Annotated in this window: 26 protein-coding genes; 6 read left to right on the plus strand and 20 right to left on the minus strand. The window is 56.6% G+C overall.

Going from position 1 to position 25381, the window contains the following annotated elements; translation table 11 throughout:
* Positions 1 to 211: 211 nt before the first annotated feature.
* Both CR155_RS11445 and CR155_RS11450 read left to right on the plus strand, forming a co-directional pair.
* A complete protein-coding gene (locus CR155_RS11445; protein WP_255399271.1) occupies positions 212 to 2116 on the plus strand; it encodes a TonB-dependent siderophore receptor in 1905 nt (634 codons plus the stop codon).
* Positions 2117 to 2199: 83 nt separating this feature from the next.
* Positions 2200 to 2514 (plus strand): putative quinol monooxygenase, encoded by a 315-nt coding sequence (locus tag CR155_RS11450; RefSeq protein WP_102070183.1) that lies wholly within the window; start codon positions 2200 to 2202, stop codon positions 2512 to 2514.
* A gap of 15 nt (positions 2515 to 2529) precedes the next feature.
* Here CR155_RS11450 and CR155_RS11455 read toward each other — a convergent pair whose 3' ends face one another.
* From CR155_RS11455 to CR155_RS11490, 8 genes are all read right to left on the minus strand, one after another.
* Positions 2530 to 3180 (minus strand): DsbA family oxidoreductase, encoded by a 651-nt coding sequence (locus tag CR155_RS11455; RefSeq protein ID WP_102070184.1) that lies wholly within the window; start codon positions 3178 to 3180, stop codon positions 2530 to 2532.
* A 188-nt stretch (positions 3181 to 3368) separates the two neighbouring features.
* Positions 3369 to 4679 (minus strand): sensor domain-containing protein, encoded by a 1311-nt coding sequence (locus CR155_RS11460; RefSeq protein ID WP_199171741.1) that lies wholly within the window; start codon positions 4677 to 4679, stop codon positions 3369 to 3371.
* Positions 4680 to 5711: 1032 nt separating this feature from the next.
* Positions 5712 to 6485 carry a thiol:disulfide interchange protein DsbG gene (gene dsbG, locus CR155_RS11465; RefSeq protein ID WP_102070186.1) on the minus strand — a complete coding sequence of 258 codons (774 nt, stop codon included), beginning with the start codon at positions 6483 to 6485 and terminating at the stop codon, positions 5712 to 5714.
* Between the two features lie 35 nt (positions 6486 to 6520).
* The gene (locus CR155_RS11470) at positions 6521 to 7063 is read right to left on the minus strand and encodes a TlpA family protein disulfide reductase (protein ID WP_102070413.1); all 543 of its coding nucleotides are present in this window, start codon (positions 7061 to 7063) and stop codon (positions 6521 to 6523) included.
* A 5-nt stretch (positions 7064 to 7068) separates the two neighbouring features.
* Positions 7069 to 7902 (minus strand): TlpA family protein disulfide reductase, encoded by an 834-nt coding sequence (locus tag CR155_RS11475; RefSeq protein ID WP_102070187.1) that lies wholly within the window; start codon positions 7900 to 7902, stop codon positions 7069 to 7071.
* The gene (dsbD, locus tag CR155_RS11480; RefSeq protein WP_233214193.1) at positions 7899 to 9749 is read right to left on the minus strand and encodes a protein-disulfide reductase DsbD; all 1851 of its coding nucleotides are present in this window, start codon (positions 9747 to 9749) and stop codon (positions 7899 to 7901) included. Before dsbD ends, CR155_RS11475 begins: the two co-directional genes overlap by 4 nt.
* A gap of 98 nt (positions 9750 to 9847) precedes the next feature.
* On the minus strand, positions 9848 to 11206 hold the full coding sequence (locus tag CR155_RS11485) for an ATP-binding protein (RefSeq protein WP_102070189.1): 1359 nt from the start codon (positions 11204 to 11206) through the stop codon (positions 9848 to 9850).
* Positions 11203 to 11334: a winged helix-turn-helix domain-containing protein gene (locus CR155_RS11490; RefSeq protein WP_439650438.1), complete on the minus strand. Its 132-nt coding sequence runs from the start codon at positions 11332 to 11334 to the stop codon at positions 11203 to 11205. Before CR155_RS11490 ends, CR155_RS11485 begins: the two co-directional genes overlap by 4 nt.
* Positions 11335 to 11423: 89 nt before the next feature.
* On the opposite strand from CR155_RS11490, the gene CR155_RS11495 reads away from it, so the two are divergent.
* Entirely contained in the window at positions 11424 to 11930 is a 507-nt protein-coding gene (locus tag CR155_RS11495) for a GlcG/HbpS family heme-binding protein (protein WP_233214195.1), read from the plus strand.
* A gap of 77 nt (positions 11931 to 12007) precedes the next feature.
* Here the strand turns inward: CR155_RS11495 and CR155_RS11500 are convergent, their stop codons facing one another.
* The 12 genes from CR155_RS11500 to CR155_RS11555 all read right to left on the minus strand — a co-directional run bounded on the left by CR155_RS11500 (position 12008) and on the right by CR155_RS11555 (position 22696).
* On the minus strand, positions 12008 to 12985 hold the full coding sequence (locus CR155_RS11500) for an MBL fold metallo-hydrolase (RefSeq protein ID WP_102070190.1): 978 nt from the start codon (positions 12983 to 12985) through the stop codon (positions 12008 to 12010).
* A 54-nt stretch (positions 12986 to 13039) separates the two neighbouring features.
* Entirely contained in the window at positions 13040 to 13489 is a 450-nt protein-coding gene (locus CR155_RS11505) for a DsrE family protein (protein ID WP_102070191.1), read from the minus strand.
* A gap of 40 nt (positions 13490 to 13529) precedes the next feature.
* Positions 13530 to 15239 carry a thiosulfohydrolase SoxB gene (gene soxB / locus CR155_RS11510; protein WP_102070415.1) on the minus strand — a complete coding sequence of 570 codons (1710 nt, stop codon included), beginning with the start codon at positions 15237 to 15239 and terminating at the stop codon, positions 13530 to 13532.
* Between the two features lie 86 nt (positions 15240 to 15325).
* Positions 15326 to 15844: a redoxin domain-containing protein gene (locus CR155_RS11515; protein ID WP_102070192.1), complete on the minus strand. Its 519-nt coding sequence runs from the start codon at positions 15842 to 15844 to the stop codon at positions 15326 to 15328.
* A gap of 21 nt (positions 15845 to 15865) precedes the next feature.
* Positions 15866 to 16519: a sulfur oxidation c-type cytochrome SoxX gene (gene soxX / locus CR155_RS11520; RefSeq protein WP_102070193.1), complete on the minus strand. Its 654-nt coding sequence runs from the start codon at positions 16517 to 16519 to the stop codon at positions 15866 to 15868.
* 12 nt (positions 16520 to 16531) lie between these two features.
* Positions 16532 to 17380: a sulfur oxidation c-type cytochrome SoxA gene (gene soxA / locus CR155_RS11525; protein WP_102070194.1), complete on the minus strand. Its 849-nt coding sequence runs from the start codon at positions 17378 to 17380 to the stop codon at positions 16532 to 16534.
* A 66-nt stretch (positions 17381 to 17446) separates the two neighbouring features.
* Positions 17447 to 17761: a thiosulfate oxidation carrier complex protein SoxZ gene (gene soxZ, locus CR155_RS11530; RefSeq protein ID WP_102070195.1), complete on the minus strand. Its 315-nt coding sequence runs from the start codon at positions 17759 to 17761 to the stop codon at positions 17447 to 17449.
* 53 nt (positions 17762 to 17814) lie between these two features.
* On the minus strand, positions 17815 to 18282 hold the full coding sequence (gene soxY, locus CR155_RS11535; RefSeq protein WP_102070196.1) for a thiosulfate oxidation carrier protein SoxY: 468 nt from the start codon (positions 18280 to 18282) through the stop codon (positions 17815 to 17817).
* A gap of 46 nt (positions 18283 to 18328) precedes the next feature.
* Positions 18329 to 19471 carry a c-type cytochrome gene (locus tag CR155_RS11540; RefSeq protein ID WP_102070197.1) on the minus strand — a complete coding sequence of 381 codons (1143 nt, stop codon included), beginning with the start codon at positions 19469 to 19471 and terminating at the stop codon, positions 18329 to 18331.
* Positions 19455 to 20822 carry a sulfite dehydrogenase gene (gene soxC / locus CR155_RS11545; RefSeq protein ID WP_233214197.1) on the minus strand — a complete coding sequence of 456 codons (1368 nt, stop codon included), beginning with the start codon at positions 20820 to 20822 and terminating at the stop codon, positions 19455 to 19457. Before soxC ends, CR155_RS11540 begins: the two co-directional genes overlap by 17 nt.
* A gap of 168 nt (positions 20823 to 20990) precedes the next feature.
* Positions 20991 to 22259: an NAD(P)/FAD-dependent oxidoreductase gene (locus tag CR155_RS11550; protein ID WP_102070198.1), complete on the minus strand. Its 1269-nt coding sequence runs from the start codon at positions 22257 to 22259 to the stop codon at positions 20991 to 20993.
* Entirely contained in the window at positions 22256 to 22696 is a 441-nt protein-coding gene (locus CR155_RS11555; protein WP_102070199.1) for a c-type cytochrome, read from the minus strand. The genes CR155_RS11550 and CR155_RS11555 overlap by 4 nt, the downstream gene beginning before the upstream one ends.
* Here CR155_RS11555 and CR155_RS11560 point away from each other — a divergent pair.
* From CR155_RS11560 to CR155_RS11570, 3 genes are all read left to right on the plus strand, one after another.
* Positions 22695 to 22982, plus strand: a complete 288-nt coding sequence (locus tag CR155_RS11560; RefSeq protein ID WP_143705198.1) for a hypothetical protein — start codon at positions 22695 to 22697, stop codon at positions 22980 to 22982. The two genes, CR155_RS11555 and CR155_RS11560, sit on opposite strands and share 2 nt — an antisense overlap.
* A 162-nt stretch (positions 22983 to 23144) precedes the next feature.
* Entirely contained in the window at positions 23145 to 23696 is a 552-nt protein-coding gene (locus tag CR155_RS11565) for a cysteine hydrolase family protein (RefSeq protein WP_102070201.1), read from the plus strand.
* A 171-nt stretch (positions 23697 to 23867) separates the two neighbouring features.
* Positions 23868 to 25364, plus strand: coding sequence for an aldehyde dehydrogenase family protein (locus CR155_RS11570; RefSeq protein WP_102070202.1), 1497 nt, complete (start codon positions 23868 to 23870; stop codon positions 25362 to 25364).
* The last annotated feature ends 17 nt before the right edge of the window (positions 25365 to 25381 follow it).

A 25381-nucleotide genomic window follows, 5' to 3' on the forward strand; every position in this document is an offset into this window, starting at 1 on the left:
TTAGGTGGCATCATTTTCCTGACGATTTGCTCTTTGAGCTCAGGGCTATAGGCGGACATGAAAACACTCCAACCGCCCCCTCATCTATTAGGTTCAAGTGACCGGACATCTATTGTGACAGAGGGGGCAACCGTCGCCGGAATCCCCTTTCAACCCGCTGGACGGCTATATTGCCAAGCGTTCGATCTCGGCCACCAAGACGAACACCCCGCTGCACGAAACGCCGCAATCGGTCACCGTGATCACCAGCGATGAGATCCAGGACCAGGGCGCCACCAATCTGCAGGATGCTCTCAACTATGCCGCTGGCGTCCGTTCGGATGCATACGGTCTCGATTCCCGCGCCGACAGCTTCCGTATTCGGGGCTCGGAGCCGTCCGTATTCCTGGATGGCCTACGCACTAACTACAACTGGTACACCAGCACCACACGCACTGAGCCCTATACGCTCGAACGCATCGAGGTATTGCGCGGCCCCGCGTCCATGCTTTATGGCCAGGGCAGCACAGCCGGCGTGGTGAACATGGTCACCAAGCGCCCCCTGGCGGAGCCCGTGCGCGAGTTCGGCGTATCGTATGGCTCGCATAACCGCCGGCAGTTGCACGCTGACCTCACCGGCCCTATCGACGAGGATGGCGAGTGGCTATACCGCGTTGTCGCGCTCGGCCGTCTTTCGGACACACAAGTCAAGCATGTGCCGGACGATCGCTGGGTGCTCGCGCCATCTCTGACATGGCAGCCCACCGCCAGCACTTCATTCACCTTGCGCGCCCTGCTGCAGGAAGACAAGTCGGGCTCGACGGCACAGTTCTTTCCCTGGGAAGGCGTTTCCCTGCCGAATCCGAATGGAAAGATCCCGACCGACGCCTTTATCGGCGATCCGGAATGGGACCGCTACAATTCGAGTCGGCGTGCCATAGGGTGGAGCTTTGAGCACACCTTCAACGACAACTGGACGGTACGCCAGAATACGCGCTGGTCGCATAACGAAGTCGACTACCGCAGCTTGTATGCCAATGCGTTCAACGGCGCAGACGGCTGGCCGGCCGATCCGGTCAACAAACGACTGCTTAGCCGCTACGCGGACGGTACGATCACCACGGTCAAGATGGCATCGGCGGACCAACACCTTGAAGGCTCTTTCGATACCGGCCCCATCAAGCATCAAATGCTCCTCGGTTTCGACGTGACATACTCCAGCGAAGACAAGGTGTCAGCGTTCGAATCACCGGACGCGGTGCCGCTAATCGATGCCTTCAATCCGATCTACCCCGCCTATACGCCACCTGCCTTCAATGATCATCAGCCGACGGTGCGCCAGCACGACATGGGCGTCTATTTGCAGGATCAACTGCGTTACGGCAACTGGATCGCCGTGGCCGGGCTGCGGCGAGACCGCTCAAAAAACGTCGTCGATGACAGAGAAGACCACGTCAGCCGCGCCACATCCAAGCGATTGGGCCTGATGTACGCAGCCGACAACGGCTTATCGCCCTATCTTAGCTATAGCGAATCATTTACGCCGGTACTCGGCCACGATGCGGCGGGGACATCGTTTGTTCCTATCCGTGGCAAGCAGCTGGAAGCCGGTGTCAAGTACGAATCTGTCGATGGCGGTCTGATGGTCAACGCTGCGGCCTACACGTTGCGGGAACAAAACCGCTTGATCGCCGACCCGGTCAATCCCACCAGGCAGGCGCAACTCGGCGAGACCCGAAATCGCGGCATTGAACTTGAGCTCAAGACTGAAATTGGTCGGCAATTGGACCTGATTGCCAACTATAACTACATTGACCTGGACGAGCAGCTTGAAGGCATGCCCAAGCATCAAGCGTCGCTCTGGGGCAAATACCGATTCTCCATCGGCAGCGTGAATGGACTGTCGGCCGGCGCCGGCGTCCGCTGGCTTGGTGACTTCCAAGATGGGGATGCACCTCGCACGTCCAGCGTGACCCTGGTCGATACCATGCTCGCCTACGAGACGCCGTCTTGGCGCTATGCGATCAATGCCAACAACCTGTTCGATAAAACCTACGTCAGCACCTGCCTGAGCCGAGGTGACTGCTGGTACGGGTCGCGTCGTTCCATCGTGGCCAGTGCAACGTACAGGTTCTGATCACGCCGGATTCCTCTATCATGTAGGCCGGTACGCGCTGCCGGCTGGCGCTCTTTCCAAAAAACCAACTTATCAGAGTCACCATGCTTGAAGCCTTGATTGTCCAATTCGATATCAAACCGGACTTTGTGGAACGATTTGAATCAGCCCTGATGCAAAACGCAGTCACCTCTCTCAACGAGGAACCTGGCTGCAAGTTCTTCGATGTATGCCGGGATCCAGCAGACCCGACAGTGTTCTTTCTGTACGAGCTCTATGAGAATCAAGAAGCGATCCAGGCCCATATGCGCTCCAGACATTTCCTGGAATTCAGCGAACTGGTCAAAGACTGGATATCGCATAAAACGGTACGCGCGATGCGGCGCTCGGTCGGGTGCGAGCTGGGGAAGCGGCGCTAAAATCTGTCACGGAAATTAGGCCATGAGGCCTGCCACCTGACGCAGTGCATGCTCGAATGCTTCGGGCTCTTGGCCGCCCTGGATAATATGCCGATCATTCATAATGATTGCTGGTACGGAATTGACTCCATGGTCCATATAGAAACGTTCGCGCTCACGCACATCAGCGGTGTACTCGTCGGAATCAAGGATTTCCCTGGCGCGTTCGGCATTGAGCCCCGACTGGCTGCACAGCCTGATCAACACGTCATGCGCACTGGGGTCCTCGCCATCGGTGAAATATGCCTTGAAAAGCGCATGCTTCAGCTCCCGTTGATGTCCTTCAAGGTCGGCCCAGTACAAGAGTCTATGCGCATCTAAGGTGTTGTACGTACGCGTGCGTTTGTCCATGTTGAATGTGAAACCGACCTCACGGCCTCGCGCCGTTATGATCTCGCCGTTGCGCCGCACTTGTTCCAGCGTCATTCCATATTTGCGCGAAAGCCGCTCCACCGTGTCCTGCCCATTGGGTGGCATGTCCGGATTCAGTTCGAAGGGCTGAAAATGGATCTCGGCCTGTAGCTGGCCGTCAAGCCGGGCCAGCGCGAGTTCCAGCGAACTAAGGCCCACGGCGCACCAGGGGCAAGAAACATCAGAGACGAAATCAATCTTTATCCGAGCGGTCATGGTTAACTCCTGTCTGCTCAATTATCAATAGCCTAATAATGCCATTGATTCTATTGAATTCATTACCATCGTCCGTCGCCAAGCTAGGATGAAGCGATAGTATTGGTTCAAGTTGGATAACTCGTCGCTAAGCTGGCCAATACCATCGCGTACTGGCTCTGTGTGTGCTGGCGACTATTTATCCGTTTTTAACGTGGAGCAGAAATCATCCACTTACTTACCGTGTTCTTCGCCACATACATGACCTTGTCGGCATGTTCAAGGAGCTGCTGCTCGTTGTCACCATCGTCGGGATAGAGTGCAATCCCGATGCTCGGCACGATGTTCAGTTTGTGGCCGTCCAAGGTAAACGCATCGTTTAGAGTGCTGCGAATTTTTTCCGCCACTCGTGTGGCTTGCTGGCGCAATGGTGTGTGCTGAAGCAGCACCACAAATTCATCGCCACCGACGCGAGCGACCACATCTGATTCGCGCACGCACAGCTTCAAGCGCGCTGCAACCTCCTGCAGCAACTGGTCTCCCACGCCATGGCCCAGCGTATCGTTGACCTGTTTGAATTTATCGAGATCGATGTAAAGCAATGAAAATCGCCCTTGCTCTCGTCTTGCGGTTGAAAGCGCAGTTTTCAGACGGTCGTGCAGGAAGCCCCGATTAGGAAGAGAGGTCAGTTGATCATGCTGTGCCATGTATTTCAGTCGGGCTTGCATTTGCTGACGCTCTATCACCGTAGCGATTTGAGTCGAGACAAACTGCAGCAGCTCCTTGTCTTGCTGGCCATAACACACGCCACCCGGGTAGCTTTTGACCACAAGCACACCGATCGTCTCTTCATGCAATTTGAGTGGAACGCCCAGCCAGCAGATTGGGCTCGTGCCAGCGGAGACCTGCAACGCTTCGAGGCGGGCAATCCCCTTCCCGGAAGTCAGCAGTAGCGGCTGACCGGTATGAACAATTTCGGCCCAGAGTGCGCCCGGCGCCAGTGTAAAAGGTTCTGGTGCCTGCAGGTGCTCATCCACATGGTATGGAAAAGACAGTTGGCTTGTTCCATTGTCGTACAACGCAACCGAAAAATTATCCACTGGCAGCAGTGTGCCGATGATCTGATGAATGCGTTGAAACAACATGGGGAGATCCTCGGCGGCGTGTGCGGCTTCGGAGATGGCATAGAGCGCCGCCTGCAACGATTCGGCCCGTTTGCGCTCGGTAATGTCACGCGCAACGCCAATCCGCAACTGATCGGCCGGTGACCAGCGGGCTGACCACATGATGTGGACGACTTGCCCATCCTTGCGGATATAGCGGTTCTCAAAATGAAATTGAGGACGGCCTGACATGACATCCCCCACTGAGTCGCGGGTCCGCTCCTGATCCTCAGGGAGCATCATGTCGAACATGTTCTTGCCGACCATTTCGTTCGGCGTATATCCGAAAATGCGTTCACATGATGCGCTGGCAAAAACGACACGGGCGTCGGCATCGACCGCGAAGACGGCATCCATCAAGAGGTCAACGAAATTGCACAGCGGCGTGGGGGAGTCGGATTTCATCAAAAATTATAATGCTTGAAGGTCATGGAGCAATGCGGCACCATGTTCCGTCCTCGCCGTGTTTCTCACAGCCAGGTGGCTCTAGATCACAAATCTGTATTCCTATGGACAGAACCTTACTCCCACTCAATGGTTAATAGCTCAATAACACCGTTGATTTAATAGTGTTTATCCCAAGCCGTTATTGCCAACTCCAGCCAAAATACCATCCCCAAAAGTTTGCTTCACCTTGCTTGCGATTGCTTGGTGCTACCGAGAGTTTGGACGGATTACACGTTTTCGTGCATATATGGCGTTGTTTGTGGCAAATCGCCCGATCGTGGTATTGGGATTGTGCTTTTTGCGTATCTTATACCAGACAGGTACCACGATAGTATTCAGGGCAAAGCGCTAGCTGGTATCGATTTCATCCTGGAAGAGTTGCCCGACGGCGACATTATCCTGAAACGCGCCATCGTCATTCCTGCCCGTTCAAAGAAACAGATCTTGGCCACTTGGAAGACAGCCTGAGTACCACTGCATGAGGGGTGGCACAACGAGAAGGTTCTGCTGGATGAGCTTTCCATCGTTTCAAGATGATTTATTAGTGCTGGAAGCGCCTGACATTAAAAATCCTTAAAACCCTTAGAAAACTCAAGTCTCTGACTTGGAATGAAGTATTTCGGGATAAGCGGCTGCACTGGAAAGAGGTAAAAACGGTCACAGGAAAATACACGATACGGGTATCTCAGCCTTACCGAGCCGTAGTTACAAGAGACGGTAACGGAATACGCCTTCTGGCTTTACACAAAGACCACGACGGCGCTTACGGCAAGAAATAACGTTCGGAGACTGGCAGTCACCAATGCCGGTACTGCGAAGATGCCGCCTCCAGCCCATGTCAATCCCAGAACAGCGCCAATTAAAAGACCGAGCAGCCCACCAATGAGCATCATGTATCGCCAACGGACAAATATGTCCGCACGTCTGCATTCGGGTTACTCATCAGCGTGGGCCCAATACTTCGGTCAGAGCGCCCTCCTGCGGCATCCCGTTGTATTTCTGGATCAGCCCCTCGTCATCCCGAACGATAATGCCAGGCGTACCTCGAAATCCCATGGAAAGCATGAGCATCTGATTACCTGCAAGGGTCCGCTGCACATCGTCCGGAACGCTATTGGCGGGCGTTATGCCGCCCTGATCGAACTTGATCTCGTTTTCTCGCAGCGCCGCTGAGCGATCGGATGCGCTGAGAATCGCCGCCGCTTTGGCTGGGCTGTCCTCTTTGATGATCCCGACCAGCAGGTGACGCAGTTGGACTTTCCAGCCATCCACCCACGGACGTGCGGCCTCCCAGAATAGGTGACAATAGGGACAGTTGGCATCGGTGAAAGTATAGATAACGCGTGGCGCATCGGCCTTGCCATCCAACACCCATGTGGCTGCCTCCAGTTCTGCCCAAGCCTGGTCGCTGATCGGCTTGGCAACCAAGTTCTGCAGTGTCGCTTGGTCAACCGGCTCGCCCTTGGCATTAAGGCGCGTGCCCGCAACGGCATTGCCATCCGCCAGAACATAGACCGCGACGGGACTGTCGTCCACGATTCCGGCGAAGGCACGCACGCCTTTACCCGCGTCGAATTCCTGCTTGAAGATGACCCCTTGGTTTTCCAACGCCTCGATAACCGGCGGCTTGTCCGTAGTCTGGGCCTGACCGCCACTCGGCATCAAAATGAGAGGAACCGCCGTAATGAAAGAGAACAGCACCCGCTGTGCAAACATAGTTATTCCTTGTCAGTATTGGACTCAATGATTAGTCAAAAATGGCGTGATATCTTGTCTTTGAGATCGGACATCGTGATCTCGCCTAAATGCAAGTCCACCATGCGCCCTTGCGCATCGAAAAAGAAGGTGGTGGGCAAGCCACCCGTTCGCATTTCTCGCATAGCCTCAGACGATGGATCGAGTAGAACATCCGTCAAACTCAGGGCTTCGCTCTCAAGATATGTCATGGCCTGTTGCGCGATTTCCCCTTGGTTGATCAAGACGAAGGCAACCTCGGGAAACGCCGTCTGGGCCTGCTCAAGTATCGGCATCTCGCGCCGGCATGGCGGGCACCATGTGGCCCAAAGATTTAGCACCACCGGCGTTCCCATATAAGAACTTAAGCGGGCAGGACGCTCCTCCAGCGTCATTAGCTCCAAATCCGGCAAGAGCCGTACGGCCTGCTGCGCCATCTTGTCGGTTTCCAATTCTTGGATGGCTACGGAATTTGCTGAGTGGTCCGCTTGATTGCAGCCAACCATCAGCAAGAGGCTGGCAGCAACAATGAGGGACAAACGTAAAGGCTGTGTAAACATGGTTATCACTTGTCGGTACCGGATTCGGAAGATGAATTAAAACGGCGCAACATCTTGTCTTTAAGGCTAGGCATAGTGATCTCGCCTAAATGCGAGTCCACTTGGCGACCCTGTGCATCGAAGAACAATGTGGTGGGCAAGCCGCGCGATCGCATCGTTTGCATGGCGGTGGATGATGGATCAAGCAGAACATCCGTCAAATTCAGGCCTTCGCTATCAAGAAAGTCCTGCGCCTGCCGCGCGCTTTCCCCCTGGTTAACCATGACGAAGGCGACGTCCGGAAATTCCGTCTGAACCTGCTCGAATACCGGCATCTCGCGCCGGCATGGTGGACACCAACTGGCCCAAAGGTTAAGCACGATAGGACGCCCCGCATACTCGCTCAGTGAAATGGGGTTCTCGTCCAGCGTCGCCAACTGTAAATCTGGTAAGGGTGGCGCGGAGCCTTGCATCAAATCGAGCACACCACCCGCGACAACCCAGGCGACGACACCCCCCATTGCGCCCGCCAGCACAGGAGCGCGCAGCGCCTGGGTCAAACGAGTTCGCCGCCAGATGTAGGCCACCACCACCAAGACACCGACCCACCACGTAAATCCACGATCACCGAGGGCAATCATCGCCATGGGCGTGGCCGAGTACTCCTCCCACCACTGTGCGATATATGCCAGCCGGGCCGCCAGCAGCCCCCAAACCACCGCGTCAAGAATCATTGATCCCGCGGCTTTGTAAGGCGCGCCAGGCATCCGCCGACCGACCATGCGCGCCGTCAACCAGGCCAGCAGCACGGCCGCGATGATGGTGACGACCTGTATAGGGAATGGGCCGATACCGATCATGACACACCTGCCGTGTTCAGGCGTTCCAGAAAATCACTCGCATTGATCTCGCCCACCACGCGCAGATCCCGGCGTTCCGTGCCATCTGGCCCCACCAGTATGAGTGTGGGCGGCCCCATGACGCCCCAGTGCTTGAGCAGTTCCTTATCCGTGGTGTCATTGTGCGTCACGTCGGGCCGCACGATCTGCATGGACGCCATCCGCGCCGCCACGGCGGGATCGCCGAACACATTGCGCTCGATCACATGGCAGCTGACGCACCAGTCGGCGTAGAAGTCAATCAAGGCCCACTGGCCACGCGCAGCCGCTTGCGCTAGGCGCGCATCCACGTCAGCCACCGATTTCGCCTGAACATAGCTGACCTTGGCGGTTGCCGCAGCCGCAACCGGCGCACCGCGCAGATGCGTCAGGGGCTGCAAAATAGAGCCGCCCCCTGATGCGGCACCCACCAGCATAAATAAGGACCACAGGCCAGTTAATACCGCTCCCGAACGCAAGGCCCACACCAACCGTTGCCTGGCCGCCACGGCTTGCGCCCAAGCGACGAGGCCCACTGCCACCAACAGCACCCAGGCGCCCCAGAGCACCAGACTCACCGTGCCTGTCAGGAAACGCGCCAGCATCATTACCGCCATCCCCACCATGGCATAGCCAAAGGCGACACGCACCCGATCCATCCATGCGCCCGGCTTGGGTAGGACACGGGCACCGAACACTGCAATCGCCAGCAATGGCAAGCCCATGCCCAGACCTAGCGCAAACAGGGCCAGACCGCCTTGGAACGCACTGCCGGTCTGCCCGATGTACAGCAGCGCGCCTGCCAAGGGTGCGGTCATGCACGGACCGACCAAGAGGGCAGATAGGAATCCTAGCGCCGCCGCACCGCTGACACTACCGCCCGACCCTGTCCGCCCCGCGGACTGGAGGCGATTCACCACGGCGGATGGCAAGCGCAATTCGAATAGGCCGAATAGCGAGCTGGCCAGAATGAGGAACAGCGCGGCGAAGGAGCCGAGCAGCCATGGCGACTGCAACGTGGCCTGAAGATTCGCGCCCGCCAACCCAGCGGCCACCCCTACCGCCGCGTACGTGCCAGCCATCGCCAGGATGTACGACAAAGACAGAACAAAAGCCCGGCGCGGCTTAGCCTGGCTACCAACGACCATGCTGGAGACGATGGGAATCATTGGCAAAGTACAAGGCGTGAAAGCCAGTAGCAGGCCAAAGCCAAAGAACAGCAGTGTGCCAGCGACAGGCCCGAGCGACGCAAGCCGCTGAGCCGCCGCCTGATCCTCGGCGACGTTGGCACCCGAAGATATGCTGGCCGAATCACGCTCGCCATCTGAGCCGGATTCGGCCTCAGATGCCCCAGGCGGTTGTTCTACCGCCTGACCGTCAACAACCGCAGTTGCCGCTACTGCGCTGATCTGCATGGTCTGCGGCGGATAGCAAATACCATCTTCCGCACATCCTTGCCAATGTAGTGTCAACGGGCCAGATGCTGTCGCGGGAAAACGCAGGCGGGCGGTGTTGGCTGTATAGATTTCCGTGTCGCCAAAGAACTCGTCGTGCTTGGGGGTTCCTGCAGGAAGAGCCAACTTGACGTCATTCTCTTGGTCATCGACCAACTTCAATGAATGACGGTAAACATAGTAGCGATCGGCAACATGCCCTTGCACCACATACTCGTCTCCTTGCTGTTGCACTTGCTCCAACGTGAAGACATCCGCAGGATCAAGAAATTCGGGCTCGTTACCCGAAGAGAATAGACTGCTGCTTGCCCAGGCACTTCCAACAGCAAAACAACACAGAATCAACGCTGCACGGGCGATCCGATAGACAGACAAACTGGACTCCTCCAAGTAAACTTCCTTAGATGATGGGCCAGCAGAGTTAAGAGAAAATTAAGGCGTAGGGATATATCTGAAAAAGGCAGGACGGAGAATCAAGACGGCGTAGCCTCGAGCGCAATGGGCAGCACAAGCCGGGCTTCGAGGCCCCCGCCATTACGCTCTAAAAGGTTAAGTGTCCCTCCATGCCGACGTGCAATCGCCTCAACAATCGACAAGCCCAAACCGTAGCCCGGTATTCTTACGTCCCCACGCCAGAACCGGTTAACGGCTTGAATCCGTTCTTCTGCATTCAGACCAGGCCCTTCATCAAGCACACTGATCTGCATAGCAGCATCGCTTTGCCGCTCGATACGAACAATCAGCGGTGTATCTGCAGGCGCATAGCGCATCGCGTTATCAATTAGATTCTGAAGCGCGGCAAGTAAAAGGAGACGTGCAACTCGTACTGGGCGGGAATCAGCGGCGCCTTGCACGACTATCCTGTTTATAGAATCGCCGTAAAGAGGCTGCACCGCCTCGATCGCGGCATACACCGCGTCCATCAGCTCGCTCGCCTCCATTTCGATAAGCTGGCCTTCCAGCCGCGCCAGATCAAGTAACCGTTGAAGAATATTCTGCAATTGCTGTACCCCTAGATCTGCTTTAACCAGCGCAGCTTCCAGCGTTGCACTTTCATGGGGCCGTTGCGCCGCAAGCTTTGCGACCTGAATATGCGTCTTTATACCTGTAAGGGGCGTACGCAATTCGTGTGCAGCGCTATCCGTGAATCGGCGTTCGCGCACTATTGCACCCTGCAATCTCTCGATGAGCTGCTCGATTGTATGCAGGAGCGGCTGGAGTTCGACCGGCGCCTTCACTTTGGGCAACGTACTATCGTCACCCGGACGGCGCTGAGCCAGCAAAAGGCGAATACGTTCTACGGGGGCCAGTCCGTGAGTAATGCCAATCCAGAGCAGGATCAGCGTTCCAAACAAAGCGACAACAAATGGCAAGCCCGCCGATAGCACCAACTCTTTAACCAGGGCCTCTCGGACGTCGATGCTGTCTGCCGTGGCAATCTGAATACTGCCTTGACGCAGCACATAAGTTCGCCAACGCTTATTTCCGTATGCATGCGTGCCAAACCCCGGAGTAGCCCGAGTCAGGTCGGGGCTGCCTGCTGTACGGGCGACGGTTTCGATCGTCACTTCGCCACGCACAAGGCTCACTTCACAAGCCACCCCATCGCGCGCCACGACGTCCAAAGGTTTACTGCTGCTTGCAGCGATATCTCTAGGCTCGGGAAACTGAGAGACCAGCCCGGCCACCATCCGAGCAGAGGCGGCCAACCGATTGTCCAGCGCGTCGCGCAAGGACTGCCGTGCATCCACGAACATCCAGGCGGCCACCGCGCCCCACAATACCGACAATGAGAGTCCGATGATCAGCAGAAGCCGCAGACGCAGACTCATGATTCGGTTACTTTCCTGGCCGTGCCGAGTTTATAGCCCAGCCCGCGCACCGTTTTAACGATATTGTTTCCAAGCTTGCGGCGCAAATGATAAATATGAACGTTAATCGCATTGCCTTCTTCATTCAAGAGCCCATATATCCATAGTAATATAAACTAATACCTAAAAATAATATCAAATAATGCTCATTATCGGGCCAATCGGAAGGAGAAGCGAGATGAAGAGACAACACCAGATCATGGCCGCATTAGGCTTGGCCTGTTTGACCTGTGGCACCGTGCAGGCGGCCGAAGCCACCTACACCAGCGTAACCTTGACTACCGAAGCTGCCCTGAGGGCGGCACAGGCGGCTCTTGCGTCGTGCCGCGAAAGCGGATATCAGGTCGCTGTCAGCGTAACCGACCGATCGGGCACGCCGATCGTCGTGCTTCGCGATCGCTATGCCGGCCCCCATACCCCCGAAACCGCTAACCGGAAAGCCTATACGTCCGCCAGTTTTCGCATGTCGTCTGCTGACTTGGCAGAGGCTACGCAAACGGGCAAGGCGACGTCGGGTATTCGACACCTCGATCACATTCTTGCCCTGGGCGGCGGCTTGCCCATTGAGGCAGCCGGATCGCTGGTGGGCGCCATCGGCATCTCTGGCGCACCGAGCGGCGATGCCGACGAAATCTGCGCCCAGGCTGGCATCGATGCAATTCAGGCGGATCTGGATTTTCAATGAGTTGCCGAACGCGCGGCAAAGCCGCCCCTACAGGCGATCTCCGTGTATGAAGCTTGCGGCTAACCGCAATCGAGAGATTATTTACCTTCCAGGCTTTCCCGTTCCATGACCAGGTATTGTCCATAAGCATTGATACGATTTGCATCATCAAACGCAGGATAGGATTCGAATTGACCCCAGTCCGTCGTTGCGTAGGCTTCTTCGAACCCAGTCATGTCTTCAACGGCCGCGCCCATCTCTTTACGTAGATACTCTAGATAATCGCGCGTCAGCGCCATGTCTTCCCTGGTATTCGTGGAGGACGCGCCGTGGCCGGGAATCACCACCTCGGGATCCACATCCAGCATACTGTCCAGCGCCACGAGCCAAGCCTTGCTGTCCGCATCGCCTACAAACGGAATACGGCCCGTGAAGTACAGATCACCGGCTAACAGCACCTTGTCTTCTTCTACATACATCATGATGTCGTCATCGGAATGCGCACCACTGACATCGATAATCTGGAAATGCATATTGCCCAGCGTGAACGAGATCGTTTTGCCGTCCTTGAAATCCAGCCAGCGGTCCGCCGGGACCAGCTTGGTGTTCTCATCCACCCAAGGTCTTAGGTCTGTCCGGCGCTGCTCAAGTCGCTCCCGTGCAATATCGGAATGTAGATAGCCCTGTCCCTTGGTATGTGCCCAGATATCTGCTCCCGCCGCGCGGAGAACCTGCAGGCCATAGATATGATCGGCATGATAATGACTGACAACCACGCGTTTGACCGGCTGGTCGGTAACCTTCCTAATCGCGGCCAGCATTGCCTCGCCCAGTGCTGGTGTTCCCAGGGCATCAAACGCCACGACGCCGTCGTCGGTGACCACAAAGCCGGCATTGGACATAAAGCCTTTATTCGCCGCGCTCGCCATGCTGGATTCGCCACCGAAGTAATACACATGGGGGCTGACTTGTATGGGCTTGAGCTCGAGTGGTGTTTCATCGGCCGTTGCCGGGACAAATCCTAAGGCAATACACGCGACCAAGGCGGCAAGGCCGCCCTGCAGGACATATGCCATAACGAGCTCCCTCTTTTGGCAGTATTTCGGAGACAGTGTGATGCAGGTCGCCGCTTAGGGCTTGATATAAGCGTAGCCATCTTTGTTTTGCAGCTCCGTGATGCGCACCACACCCGAAGGCACGAACTGTGCTTCCATCACAAAATCGTCTTTGGTCAGCTCCTTGCGTTCCATGGTGATTTCGCAGACTTCGAACTGGACGCCGCGCGACGCCAATCCCGAGATCAGGGGGCCGACCGTATCAGCATCCTTGTAATCTGTTTCCAGGAATTCAATACCATCCGCGTGCGCAACTGCCACTATTCTGGCCTTGGGATCGGTGTCCAGTTGATTGCGCATATTGCGTAACGCGGCTAGCGCCTGGCCTGCGGAATCATTGATGTGATAGATGACCTTGGCCTGTTCGCTGCTGGCCGCAGTCGTTGAACCCTGGGCACATACCGGAAGTACGGCACCCGACAGGGCAAGACCCAGGGCAAACGAAAGCGTGGCGATTTTATTCACGGTGTATCTCCTGAGAAAATGGACGGTGTCAGATTGTGCATCACACAATGCCTTGATTTGCGCCCACCCCTTTAACCCGAGGTTCGTTCACCTGTATCGCGGTAATAGTTTTCTTGTCGCGCAGGTAGCGCGCCACCACCTCCCACACCGGCTCACCATCAACGCCTTCAGCAACAGGCGCCCAGCCAGCAACCTTGTATGTCTTGTCGGCCTCGATCGGCTTGCCATCAAGCATCATGTCGCTGATACGCTGTCCAGCCTCTTTGAGCGGATCGATTGTGTACTGCATGCCACCGACACGCACCATATCGCCCCCTTGTTGGTAATAGGGATCCGGATTGAACAGGTTGTCAGCGACATCCTCGAGAATCACCTTGAGCTGACGGCCCGGGAGATCGCTAAGCGTTGTATAAGGATAGGTAATCGCCGTCTGGTCCATGAGATGCTCCATCGTGATATCCGATCCAGGCAGCAGGCTGGTGCCCCAGCGAAAGCCGGGAGAGAACGCTATCTGCGCCTCTTTCTGGATAAGTAGCGCATCGAGAATGAGCTGATCGAACGTGCCGTTGAAGTTGCCGCGGCGATACAGCAACTCGTCGGTGAACGCCAATTTCTCGGCCAGTTTTCCGGCGAAAGGCGAGCGAATTTTGTCGATAAGCGCAGCCATGTCAGGGTCGGCGTCGAGAAAATTGGCAAACACCGGCATGAGCTTGTAGCGGAAGTCGGAAACCTTGCCATCCCTGACATCAAAATCCAGCACGCCCAGAAACTTGCCATTGCTACCGGCATTGGTGACCAGCGTCTTGCCGCCAGCGTTCTCCACCACCACGGGTTCGGGCACTCCATCGTGCGTGTGGCCACCCAGGATGGCATCCAGGCCACGTACCCTGGAAGCCAGTTTGAGGTCGACGTCCATGCCGTTGTGCGACAGCAGTACCACTGCCTTGGCACCCTTGCCTCGCACCTCGTCGATGATCTGCTGAAGTTGGCTTTCCTGGATGCCGAAAGTCCAGTCCGGCACCAAGTAGCCAGGATTGGCAATAGGCGTGTACGGAAATGCCTGACCGATGACCGCTATTTGCACGCCATTCATTTCGCGCAAGGTATAGGGCGAGAAAACAGGGTCACCGAAGTCGGACGTCTGGACATTCTGCGCAATGAACTCGACTTTGTCCTTGAAGTCCTTGGCGATGATTTCTTCGACACGGTCCGCCCCTAGCGTGAATTCCCAATGGGCCGTCATGATATCTACGCCCAGCGCCAAACAGGCATCCACCATGTCTTGACCCTTGGTCCACAACGCCGTGGCAGACCCCTGCCAGGTGTCTCCGCCGTCTAGCAGCAGCGCACCGGGCCGGCTCGCCTTCATTTGTTTAACTAACGTCGCCATGTGCGCGAACCCGCCGACCTTTCCGTACTGACGCGCGGCATTCTCGAAGTCCAAGCAGGTAAAGGCGTGAGCTTGCGCCGTACCAGGCTTTACGCCGTAGTGCGACAGGAAATGTTCTCCCACAAGGTGGGGCGGTCGATTCCGAGCGATACCAAGCCCAATATTCACACGGGGTTCGCGAAAGTAAATTGGCTGCAATTGCGCGTGGCAATCCGTGAAATGCAGAAAATGCACATTACCGAAACGTGGAAGATCATAAAACTTGGTGGCGGCTTCTTCGGCCGCTCGCGCGGAATGGGAAAAAGTCATTCCACCTGCTGCTGCAATACCCAGCACTTGTAGGAACTCGCGACGACTAATCATAAAAACGGCTTCCTGCTGATTAAAAAAATTGGCCCAAGGGGTCAGAAAACTGAGCAACGCAACCGCTGGCAGGCCGGCCGGGACTAATTGGCTTTGACTGGTCCGGAGGTATATTTGATAAGGTCCAGCACATCTTCCTCAAACATTTCGCCTGGAATTACCTCGGCAATCCGGCCATCCGCCTTGATGACGAAAATATTGGGTATGACTTTCCTTTTACCCAAGACCTCACGCAAGGCCTCGGTCTCCATGGCCACGGGAAACGTGTAGTCATATTTTTCCACGTAGCCGACGGCATCCCCTTCGACCCGGTCTATGCTGACAGTCAGGATCTCCAGACCTTTGCCCTGCGACTGCTCCCACAGTTTTTGGACATAAGGATTCTGCCGGCCACAGTAAGGGCACCAAGACGCCCAATACGCAATGATGACGGGCTTGCCATTGAAATGCCCTTTGGGGAGCTTCCTTCCATCCAGAAACTGGATCTCAGGAAGCTCCACAGAATCGCCAACCGTCACGGCAGCTTGCGCCATCGGTACGACTGCGACGCTGGCTACCAGTCCGACCCCCGCCAACAATGCCGCAAATCTTGATTTCCACATGCATGTTTCCTTATGCCTAACTTATTGCGCGACGCTATCCTTGTTGACCGGCGATTCCGGATCAAACAACAGCGCCATCACATCTTTTAGCTGGGCCTCGGTCAAAATGCCCGCAGCGCCAAAACGCGGCATTGTCGAACAGGCCGCAGAAGCATGGGAGTTGTAGATCTTGTTCCATGTGTATTCCAAGATCTCTTTGGAAGCTCCGCGCAGCTTGCCGTAATGCAGCAGCGAAGGCCCGATATTTCCGAAAGAGATCTCAGTCTTGGTCATCTGGTGGCAGGCATAGCAGTTGCCTCCGTTGGCAGCGCCCGGCTTGTCGCTGAGTTGCAGGCCGCGCCCATTCTGCGCCACCTGCTCGCCAGCTTTCCAGTCGCCCACATACTTGCCGTCGGCCGGATATTTAACGGATGCCAGCGCCTCTTTGGTGATTTTGGCAGTATCTTCCTTCGACAACGGCTTGCCTTTCATATCAGCCTCAGAACAAGCTTTCTGCATCGTTGACTGGTCCAGTCGGTCCATCTTAGCGATGCCCTTTTCCTGGAAAGATGCCTTGAGCACGGCTAGCACATCTTCCGGGCTGGTGCCTGCCACAGGTTCATCAGCATAAGCACCGGTATTAGCGAGCAACAGGCCTGCCAGAGCGACGAGCGATGCGATTGTAGAAATTTTCATGAGCTTCTCCGCTTATCGTTTGAGACCTGGTGCAGCCATCTCGCCACCGTTTGCATTGGCCGCCAGGAACACCAGCAGGTCGATGGAGGCCTGGGAGCCGTACTTAAGATGAGGCATGCGTTGCTGTCGGAAGCAGTCATTGAGCCGCCATTGCATCGAGCGCAATGCGCCTTGCGATACGCGGTAAGCGGGCCACGACGTATACGCTGCACGAGCCGGACCGGATTCGGTCAGGTTGGGAAGGTCTTGCAAGCGAATTCGCTGGCCATCTACGCTATGGCAGGACGCACAGGCAAAGTCATAAGGGCCTCCACGGAAAAAGAATATCTGTTTGCCGCGCTCAAAGGCGGCCTTCTCCTGTGGATGCTCCTGAGGCACGGCAAGCAGTGTGCCGCGCGATTGGCCAACGACATAGCCGACCAGCGCCTCCAGATCGGTTGAGTAGTCGCCACTGCCCGAAAACGGCTTTTTGGTGACTTCCTTTTCACTCATCCCCTGCAGCGTGACCATGCAATACACCAGACGAGACTCAAGATCCATCACGCGCCCGGCATCGTCAAAATAGCGTGGCAGATGCGCATAGGCATTCTTGACAACGCCTGGGCCCTGCCCCAATTCGCATTGTTCGAGCGATGCGTTCTTGGGCCCTCGCTTCTCGGCCCATAGCTCCTCTCCCGTCATCTCGATCAACTCGGCTGGGTTGCCGCCCTCGCCCAGCATCTCACGATATTCCGCGATGCCGTCGGATGTGCTCTCCTGCGTGCTGGCGGCCTGCGCGTATACGGCTGTTGTGGTTGAAACCGCAAGCACCACGCCGGTTGCGAGCGTCAGCGCCGCGGCGCAGCTCAGTTTTCTCTTCATGTCTCCTACCTCCCTGTTGGATGCGTATGCCTTTATCGTGCTCTTCTTTTACGCAAACAGCGGATCCTAGCGGATCTCTGCCGTATCGGTGCGACTCTCTCCTTTGTTGTCCTTCCAGGAGATCGTTACCTTGTCGCCCTTGTTGCCACCCTTAAACTTGAAAGACAGGAAGGGATCGCGCGATACCGCCGGCCCCCACTGGGCGGACATCACCGTTTTATCGTTGCACTTGGCTTCGAGCACGGCAATGAAATGGGCAGGAACGAGGTTGCCCTCGCTGTCCTTGCGCTGGCCGGTTTCCATGATGTGGCTCATTAATGCTTTGACTTCGGTGACGTCGTCTTTCTGTACAGCGCGGATGCGCATTGGTCTGGCTGCCATGATTACTCCTTGTATATCGTTGATTCAGGATGATGGGTCGGTTGGCAATGCGATCAACCGCCGCAGCCGCCCAGCGTTACCTTGATTTCCTTGTGTACGGTGTAGAACTTGCCATCGGACTTGACCAGCGCATAGACGTCGGACGTTCCACCCATCTTGATACGCGTTGCCACTTCAGGCAGCGTGCCGTCGGGTATATCGAAATGGGCAGTCAGCGCGTTGGGGTTCTTGGGTACCAAAATTGAGATCTGTGTCGTGTTGGGCAGATCGCTGTTCACCCCCACCGGCACGACGGCACCGTTCTCGGCGATATCAGGCGCCACCAATGTGATTTTGTCGCTCTCGGCCGCTTGATCGCCACCAAAAGCCTTAATCACATCATCCAGCTTGGTGGCCTTAAAGGCTTCCTTGTTCCACTCATCCTGCACGGCCCAGGCCTGCTCGGGTCGCAAAATACCAGCTGTGACCGCAAGGCTAAGTACCGTGCATAGTTTGAGCACATTTCTACGCTGCTTGTTCATTTCCTACTCCCCTGTTGAATCGGATACGCTTATTGAAAACTTGTGTTTACTGCCCCGCTTCGGCGAGCATCCGCTCGACCATGCTCTTGGCATCGTCATCGGATAGCGTCGAATGTGAGGGCATCGGAATGGCTCCCCATACGCCGGCACCTCCTTTTTGCACCTTAGCGATCAGTTTGTCGGCAGCACCGTCCTGTCCCTTGTATTTGGCGGCGATATCTACGAATGAAGGCCCAAGCACTCTTTTGTCCTTGGCGTGACAGGCCATGCAGCCGCTGTCGGTCAGTAGCGCCATGACCGGCTGGGCTGATTCATCAGTCGGGGCTTCCTTGGCGTCGCCTTGGTCGACGGCACCCGGCGCTTGCGTCGTCGCTAACGTGCCACGGGCATGCTCACGCACCTGTTCCAGATTGTCGTCCACCGAACCGGACAGCGCCGGCGCCTGTGTATTGACACCTCGCACCGGACCGACGATCCGCATTTGTGCAGCTAAGTCTCCGTGCGTATTGCGGGCCTGCGGCGGAAGTGTCGACGATGGCTGGTCCGCGGTAACGCAATCACTCGTACAGATAACGTTGCCTGTGTCCGGCTTGCCATCAACCTTCCACAGCCCTTCCCAAGACTTCATACCGTTGCGGTTGGGCATTTTCTCCTGCACTTGCGCGATATTTTCGTTGGACAAGGTGAAGTCAGAAGGCACGATTTCCGCCAGATTCAGCAGATAAGCCAGCACGGCATAGACCTCGTCCGGCTCGAGCGATTTGGGGTTGTCCCAGGGCATGGCCCTGTGGATGTAATCCCACAACGTAGACACCGTCGGCACCTTCATGAGGGTCGTGCGCGACGGCTGCCCCCCCCCGGTCAGCGCCGCCACGCGGCCGGTCACAATATCGTCCAGCGTCGTGCCACCTACCAGCGGCGTGAACACCGAGTTGCTTTCGCCGAAGGAACCATGGCAACTGGCGCAGGTCGAATCCCAGATATCCGCTCCCTGATCGATCGTACCGCTGCCTTTTGGCAATCCCTTGAAATCCGGCCGCACGTCGATATCCCAGGCCTTGAGTTCAGTCTCGGTTGCAGGTCTGCCAACACCGTATTTCGTCGCGGCAGCATTGTCGGCCAATGCGGAGGTAGAGAACACAGCGCCCAGCGCGCATGACAGTAGAGCGCGCTTAGTCCATCTGAACATTGAAAACCTCTCCGCTTTGCGCGACTTGCCAGGACTGGATCGCATTGTTGTGATAGGTAGATCGCGTGCCCCGTACTTCCCGCAACTGGCGATAGCGAGGCTGGACAAAGCCAGTGCTGTCCGTGGCGCGGCTTTGCAAAATAACCGGCGAACCGTCCCACACCCAATCAATATTAAATCGCGTGAGACACTTATCCAGTACCGGGGTTTCAAGCCGGGCTGTCTTCCAGTTCCTGCCTGCATCAAAGGACACATCGACCTGTTTGATCTTGCCGCGGCCGGACCAGGCCAGGCCGCTGACGTTGTAGAAACCCTTGCCCATCAATGCCTGGCCACCTGAGGGCGAGGTGATCACCGACTTGCACTCCTGGATCGAGGTGTATTGGCGATGGATGCCATCAGGCATCATGTCAACGTAATGAGACGCCTCGTCCTTGGAGTTCCAAGGCTTGTCGCCGACTTCAATGCGACGCAGCCATTTCACCCAAGACACGCCCTGCACACCCGGCACAACCAGTCGCAGCGGATAACCATTTTCGGGGCGCAACATTTCACCGTTCATGCCCCAGGCCACCAGCACGTCATCCAGCGCGGCCTCCATGGAAATCGTGCGCGTCATGCTTGACCCGTCATTGCCCTCAGCCAAAACAAACTGCGCATTCTTGATATCAGCGCCGCAATCGTCAAGCAGTACCTTGAGCGGTACGCCAGTGAACTCGCAACAGGACAGCATGCCATGCGTGTATTGCACAGTCGGCACGGCGGCATTCCCCCATTCCATTCCAGTATTGGCCCCGCACTCGATAAAGTGGATGCGGGACACCGACGGTAGGCGCATCAAGTCATCCATGGTGTAGACCTTGGCCTCTTCGACCATGCCGTTGACCATCAGCCGATGCTGTTCGGGATCAACATCGACCCAGCCCTGGTGATGGCGCTCAAAATGCAGGCCGGATGGTGTAATGATGCCGAAAAACCCCTGCAGCGGTGCGAACGATACAGAAGCCTGAGTAGTTTGCGTCAACCCTGGCGACTGCCTGCGTTGCAGGTTCGCCTCAAAGGGCGAGGGTTGCCCATATGGCTTGAATGCCACGGGATAGCCCAGCTTGGTGCTCCATGGACGCGGCTCGAGAATCATGGGATCCCCGACGGCCTGCTGGGCCGATGCAGCCAGTGTCGGCCCCGTCGCAAGCGCCGCCGCAGCAAGAAAGGTGCTCTTCAGGAAGCCCCGCCGCTCCCCGCTCATACCGTTGGCGCTGATTTCATTCGCCAATGCAGGCGGCACGAAATTTTCGGGCGCCTTCTTCAGGCGACCAATAGGGATTGATCGCTCCTTGCCAGCACGACTCACACTCTTTCTCCTGGAATGACTCTATGCTTTTAGAATAAGCTAATAGCCTAAAGTTATAAACAAGGGAAATCCCCCCTACAAAGACGCTTGACAAATTCAAGCGAGCTTGGAAATTTCATGCTCCGACTATTGAGTCCTAAAGGAGAAGAAATCTGCAGGATGCCCGCGTCACGTCAGCATATCGGCCCATATGGCGTGCGCCCAATCCAGTGCCATTTGGCCTTCCGCTGCCGTCGCGTTCTCTGAAACACCGCCCGCACCTTTAACCGGCAGCATGGTGCGCTCCTGCTGGCTATAGCGATGCACGCTGGCAACATGCATGGCATCTCGCGCACCCACGAAGCTGTAACAGGTGCTGGAATAGATGGGGTCCCTATTTACCTCAAGGTCGAGCAGCAAAGCAGCTACTGCCGCTGCACAGGTCTTGCCATGCTGGTTTGCCATATGTCCCGATTTTGGCATTACCGGTGCGATTTGCACAGAATCTCCCAATACGTGAATGCGTTCATGGACTATCGAAGAAAAAGTCAGAAAATCCACCTCGCACCAACGATCGTTTGCAGTGGTCAGCCCTGCCTGTTTTGCAATATTGCCGGCTCGCATGGGCGGCAGCACGTTGACCACGTCGCCCTGCTCCTCCTCGCCAAGCTCGAAGATGACAGTACGGCTATTCGCATCCACGTCCACCGCCTTGAAGCCGGGGTTGTACTCGATAATGCCGGGGTAGCGTTCTTCCCACGCTCTGCGGAACTGTTCGGCTTCGGAAGTAACGTCGGCATTGGCGTCGAAGATATGCACTTTGGCTCGGGGCTTGTATTGCTTGAAATAAGCGGCCACCAGGCATGCCCGCTCATATGGCGCTGGTGGGCAGCGGTAGGGAGCTTCGGGAATGGTCATGATGAAACGACCTCCATCGGGCATAGCCTCGAGCTGCTGTCTTAACAATAACGTCTGGGGGCCCGCTTTCCATGCATGCGGCATGGCGCTGCGGGCGCGCTCCGTCTTCAGACCCGGGATGCGATCCCACATGAAATCTATGCCCGGCGCAAGTATCAGCCTATCCCAGTAAAGCGCATCGCCACCCTTGAGCACGAGCTTGCGCTGCGCGGCATCCACATACAGGGCCTCATCGCGGACATGGCGTACGCCATATTGCGCTAGCCCGTCATAGCTGCGCGAAATATCCGTCATGGACAGTCTGCCCTCAAGCACAAGATTGGACATGGGACAGGAAACAAACCTGGCCCTCGGCTCCACGAGTGTTACGCGTATGCGCCCAGCACCAAACAATTGCAGATACTTTGCGGCCGTGGCTCCGCCAAAACCGCCGCCAACGACCACCACATGCGGCTGTCCAGCTGTTCCGGCGTGCGCCAGCATCGGATACGACACTGCCGCCAGGCCAGCGAGAGCCTTGATGAAAGAACGACGTTTCATGGCTGTCCTCCCTGGTCGCGAGGCAGGTTTTCGTACCATTTACCGATACGCCGCAGCATAGCTTCGTCATAGCCGCGCGAAATCTGGCGCTTGAGCAGCCCTGGCCGCTCGCCGCTGGCATATGCCAGCATGGCCTTCACGATATCGTCCGTCGGCATTCCGGCCAGTGTAGGAATGCCTGCTGTCGGGGAATGCCCGGCGCCGTGGCAGGTTGCACAGGAATACGCCCAAGCCCTCGCTTGGAGGTCGCCGCCCGGAGATTGGAACAAGCCGGTGCCAGATGCTGGCGCTTCGGACCTGGCGTCGCCATTGATGGCTTCGGGACCTGTGTCCTGCGCGGCGAGGGCAGAACCGATGCTCAGCAAGCAGCAAATAAGTAGTGCCGCAGGCAAGCGGCTCAGCTTGATGATTGCTCCTTGCAAGGACACAACGGGCATGGCGCTCCTCCATTGTTTGTGTAGTCTGGACCGCCAGTCGGCAACGAACATACTGCCCATAAGGCTAACGATGATGGCCCAGTATCCGCGCGGCGTCAAACGCAAAGCGCCTATAACCGGCTTCCACAGAGGTATCGGCGTCGTGAACCGGATTGTGGCTTCCTACCAGAAAGAAAGAGTGCCTGCGCTGCACATCACTCCCCGCGAACAACGCTACTACAGCGTGTTCTCTCCCCGCCTGACGCACGGCGATGCGGCGGTACTCAAAGTGCAGTCGCCGCTTTAGTGCTGGCCACGGCGCCGTCAAATAAGTATGAAGGGGTCGTCTATAACATCCGCTGCGCTGGCGTGTGTCGCTATCGCCCCTTATGTTGTCGATGACACCACGTCGAACGGTTTACAGGCGAAAATACAGGTTCTCAGTCACTCAAATCAGGAGAATGGAACCATGAAGAAGCACGGTCTAATCGTCGTCGATCTGCAAAACGAATACCTGCCCACTGGCAAGCTACCATTGTCGGGTATCGAGGATGCCGCCGCCAATGCGGCGCTAGCCATCGCCGACGCCCGCAGCAAGGGCATTCCGATTTTCCATATCCGCCACGAATTTGCCACTGCCGATGCCCCCTTGTTTGTTCCGGGCTCCGATGGCGTGCAGATTCAGCCGGCCGTGGCTCCGGTCGGAGACGAGCCGGTCATCGTCAAGAACCACATCAATTCGTTCCGCGAAACCGATCTCAGGCAACAGCTCGATGCGAAAGGTGTCGAAGAGATTGTAGTTGTCGGTGCAATGAGCCACATGTGTATTGACGCGGTCGTACGCGCCGCGGTCGACATGGGTTACCCGGCCACGGTGTTGCATGACGCCTGCGCTACGCTTGGTCTTAGCTTCAACGGCGTAACGGTACCCGCAGCGCATGTGCACGCGGCGATGATGGCAGCCTTTGAGTTCGGCTACAGCACCGTAAAATCCACGCAGGACTATCTTTCGGTCGCTTGATTGTGGGTGACGGCGGGCGCATCAACCACGGCTCTGCACCTGCGAGATCGATAATTGCTAAACCCCAACTTTATCGAGTCGCTGTAGACTGTTTACTACCTCGCTATAAGAACTCGTACATACTACCTGGCTACAAAAGTCTGTACATCCTCAACACAGAAGGACCATGCCATGTCAGCCAATGCATATCCTGTCTCTGAATCCCTTTCCCCATACAGTGGTTTTGACAAGCAATACCTTGCAGGCGAGTGGCGAAGCGGGCGTTCCGACCGCGTACAGACCGACACCAACCCCTTTAATGGTGAAGTACTGGCCAAGATCCAGCTAGCCAATCAAGACGATATAAATACCGCTTACAACGCAGCCGCGAGCGTCCAACGCGAATGGTCGGCGCGCCTTCCGGACGAGCGCGCCCAGGTGCTACGCCGAGCTATCGAAATCATGGACACTCGCGCCGATGAAATCCGTTCTTGGATCACGCGCGAATCGGGCAGCACACATACCAAGGCCGCCATCGAGCTTGGCAGCGCCCGTGCCATTACCGTCGAAGCCGCCACCTTTCCCAACCGTGTCGAAGGCCGTATCCTGGCGTCAAGTGTCAAAGGCCAGGAAAGCCGCGTCTATCGCGAGCCTTTGGGCGTTGTCGGCATCATCAGTCCCTGGAACTTCCCCTTTCACTTAAGCATGCGTTCGGTGTCCCCTGCGCTGGCTCTGGGTAATAGCGTTGTGCTAAAACCCGCCAGCGACACCCCCATCACCGGAGGCCTGTTACTGGCCAAAATTTTCGAAGAGGCGGGCCTGCCACCCGGCGTATTGAGTGTAGTTATCGGCGCCGGCAGCGAAATCGGTGACTTTTTTGTTGCGCACCGTATACCCCGACTGATTTCTTTCACAGGTTCGACCGATGTGGGCCGCAACGTTGGGCGCATCGCCAGCGGTGGACGACATATCAAACGCGTCGCCCTGGAACTGGGCGGTAACGCCCCCCTGGTCGTCCTGGCAGATGCGGATATCGAACAGGCCGTGCACGCTGCCGTCGTCGGACGTTTCTTGCATCAAGGCCAGATCTGCATGAGCACAAATCGCGTTATCGTTGACGCCAGCATCCACGATGCCTTCGTCGATGCCGCCGCACAGAGAGTACGCGCCTTGCCTTATGGCGACCCAAGCGACCCCAAAACTGTCGTAGGCCCCATCATCAATGCCCGACAATTAGCGAACATTCAGCAACGCATCAAACAGGCAAAAGCCGATGGTGCCCAAGCTATTGCCGAAGGCGACGCAGTAGGCAACGTTCTTCCGCCTCACCTGTTTTGCAACGTCGATCCGTCGTGGTCCATCGCGAAAGAAGAAAGCTTCGGTCCGGTCTTGCCCATCATTAAATCGCAAAACGAACAGCACGCCTTGGAACTGGCCAATGACACGGAGTACGGTCTGTCCAGTGCCGTATTCACCAGGGACCTTGAGCGCGGCGTGCGATTTGCGCGTGGGATCGTCGCCGGTATGACACACATCAATGGGATGTCAGTGGACGACCAGACCAACGCGCCGTTTGGCGGTGAAAAGAACTCCGGCCTGGGCCGCTTCAACGGCGATTGGGCGATCGACGAATTCACCCGGGCGCAGTGGATCACGTTGCAGTACGAGCCGAGGAAGTATCCGTTCTGAGCTGGGCTGGACCGCTA

This window comes from Pollutimonas nitritireducens, from assembly GCF_002849615.1.
Taxonomy (GTDB): domain Bacteria; phylum Pseudomonadota; class Gammaproteobacteria; order Burkholderiales; family Burkholderiaceae_B; genus Pollutimonas; species Pollutimonas nitritireducens.

Excerpts from the sequence above, each read along its gene's own strand:
- CR155_RS11555 (WP_102070199.1), bottom strand. The coding sequence starts at position 22,696 with ATGCCCGTTGTGTCCTTGCAAGGAGCAATCATCAAGCTGAGCCGCTTG.
- CR155_RS11470 (WP_102070413.1), bottom strand. The coding sequence starts at position 7,063 with ATGTTTACACAGCCTTTACGTTTGTCCCTCATTGTTGCTGCCAGCCTC.
- CR155_RS11475 (WP_102070187.1), bottom strand. The coding sequence starts at position 7,902 with ATGATCGGTATCGGCCCATTCCCTATACAGGTCGTCACCATCATCGCG.
- soxX (WP_102070193.1), bottom strand. The coding sequence starts at position 16,519 with ATGAAAATTTCTACAATCGCATCGCTCGTCGCTCTGGCAGGCCTGTTG.
- soxA (WP_102070194.1), bottom strand. The coding sequence starts at position 17,380 with ATGAAGAGAAAACTGAGCTGCGCCGCGGCGCTGACGCTCGCAACCGGC.
- CR155_RS11460 (WP_199171741.1), bottom strand. The coding sequence starts at position 4,679 with ATGGATGCCGTCTTCGCGGTCGATGCCGACGCCCGTGTCGTTTTTGCC.
- CR155_RS11570 (WP_102070202.1), top strand. The coding sequence starts at position 23,868 with ATGTCAGCCAATGCATATCCTGTCTCTGAATCCCTTTCCCCATACAGT.
- CR155_RS11455 (WP_102070184.1), bottom strand. The coding sequence starts at position 3,180 with ATGACCGCTCGGATAAAGATTGATTTCGTCTCTGATGTTTCTTGCCCC.
- CR155_RS11485 (WP_102070189.1), bottom strand. The coding sequence starts at position 11,206 with ATGAGTCTGCGTCTGCGGCTTCTGCTGATCATCGGACTCTCATTGTCG.
- CR155_RS11540 (WP_102070197.1), bottom strand. The coding sequence starts at position 19,471 with ATGTTCAGATGGACTAAGCGCGCTCTACTGTCATGCGCGCTGGGCGCT.
- CR155_RS11550 (WP_102070198.1), bottom strand. The coding sequence starts at position 22,259 with ATGAAACGTCGTTCTTTCATCAAGGCTCTCGCTGGCCTGGCGGCAGTG.
- soxZ (WP_102070195.1), bottom strand. The coding sequence starts at position 17,761 with ATGGCAGCCAGACCAATGCGCATCCGCGCTGTACAGAAAGACGACGTC.
- CR155_RS11450 (WP_102070183.1), top strand. The coding sequence starts at position 2,200 with ATGCTTGAAGCCTTGATTGTCCAATTCGATATCAAACCGGACTTTGTG.
- CR155_RS11560 (WP_143705198.1), top strand. The coding sequence starts at position 22,695 with ATGGCGCTCCTCCATTGTTTGTGTAGTCTGGACCGCCAGTCGGCAACG.
- CR155_RS11515 (WP_102070192.1), bottom strand. The coding sequence starts at position 15,844 with ATGTGGAAATCAAGATTTGCGGCATTGTTGGCGGGGGTCGGACTGGTA.
- CR155_RS11500 (WP_102070190.1), bottom strand. The coding sequence starts at position 12,985 with ATGGCATATGTCCTGCAGGGCGGCCTTGCCGCCTTGGTCGCGTGTATT.
- soxY (WP_102070196.1), bottom strand. The coding sequence starts at position 18,282 with ATGAACAAGCAGCGTAGAAATGTGCTCAAACTATGCACGGTACTTAGC.
- dsbG (WP_102070186.1), bottom strand. The coding sequence starts at position 6,485 with ATGTTTGCACAGCGGGTGCTGTTCTCTTTCATTACGGCGGTTCCTCTC.
- CR155_RS11495 (WP_233214195.1), top strand. The coding sequence starts at position 11,424 with ATGAAGAGACAACACCAGATCATGGCCGCATTAGGCTTGGCCTGTTTG.
- CR155_RS11565 (WP_102070201.1), top strand. The coding sequence starts at position 23,145 with ATGAAGAAGCACGGTCTAATCGTCGTCGATCTGCAAAACGAATACCTG.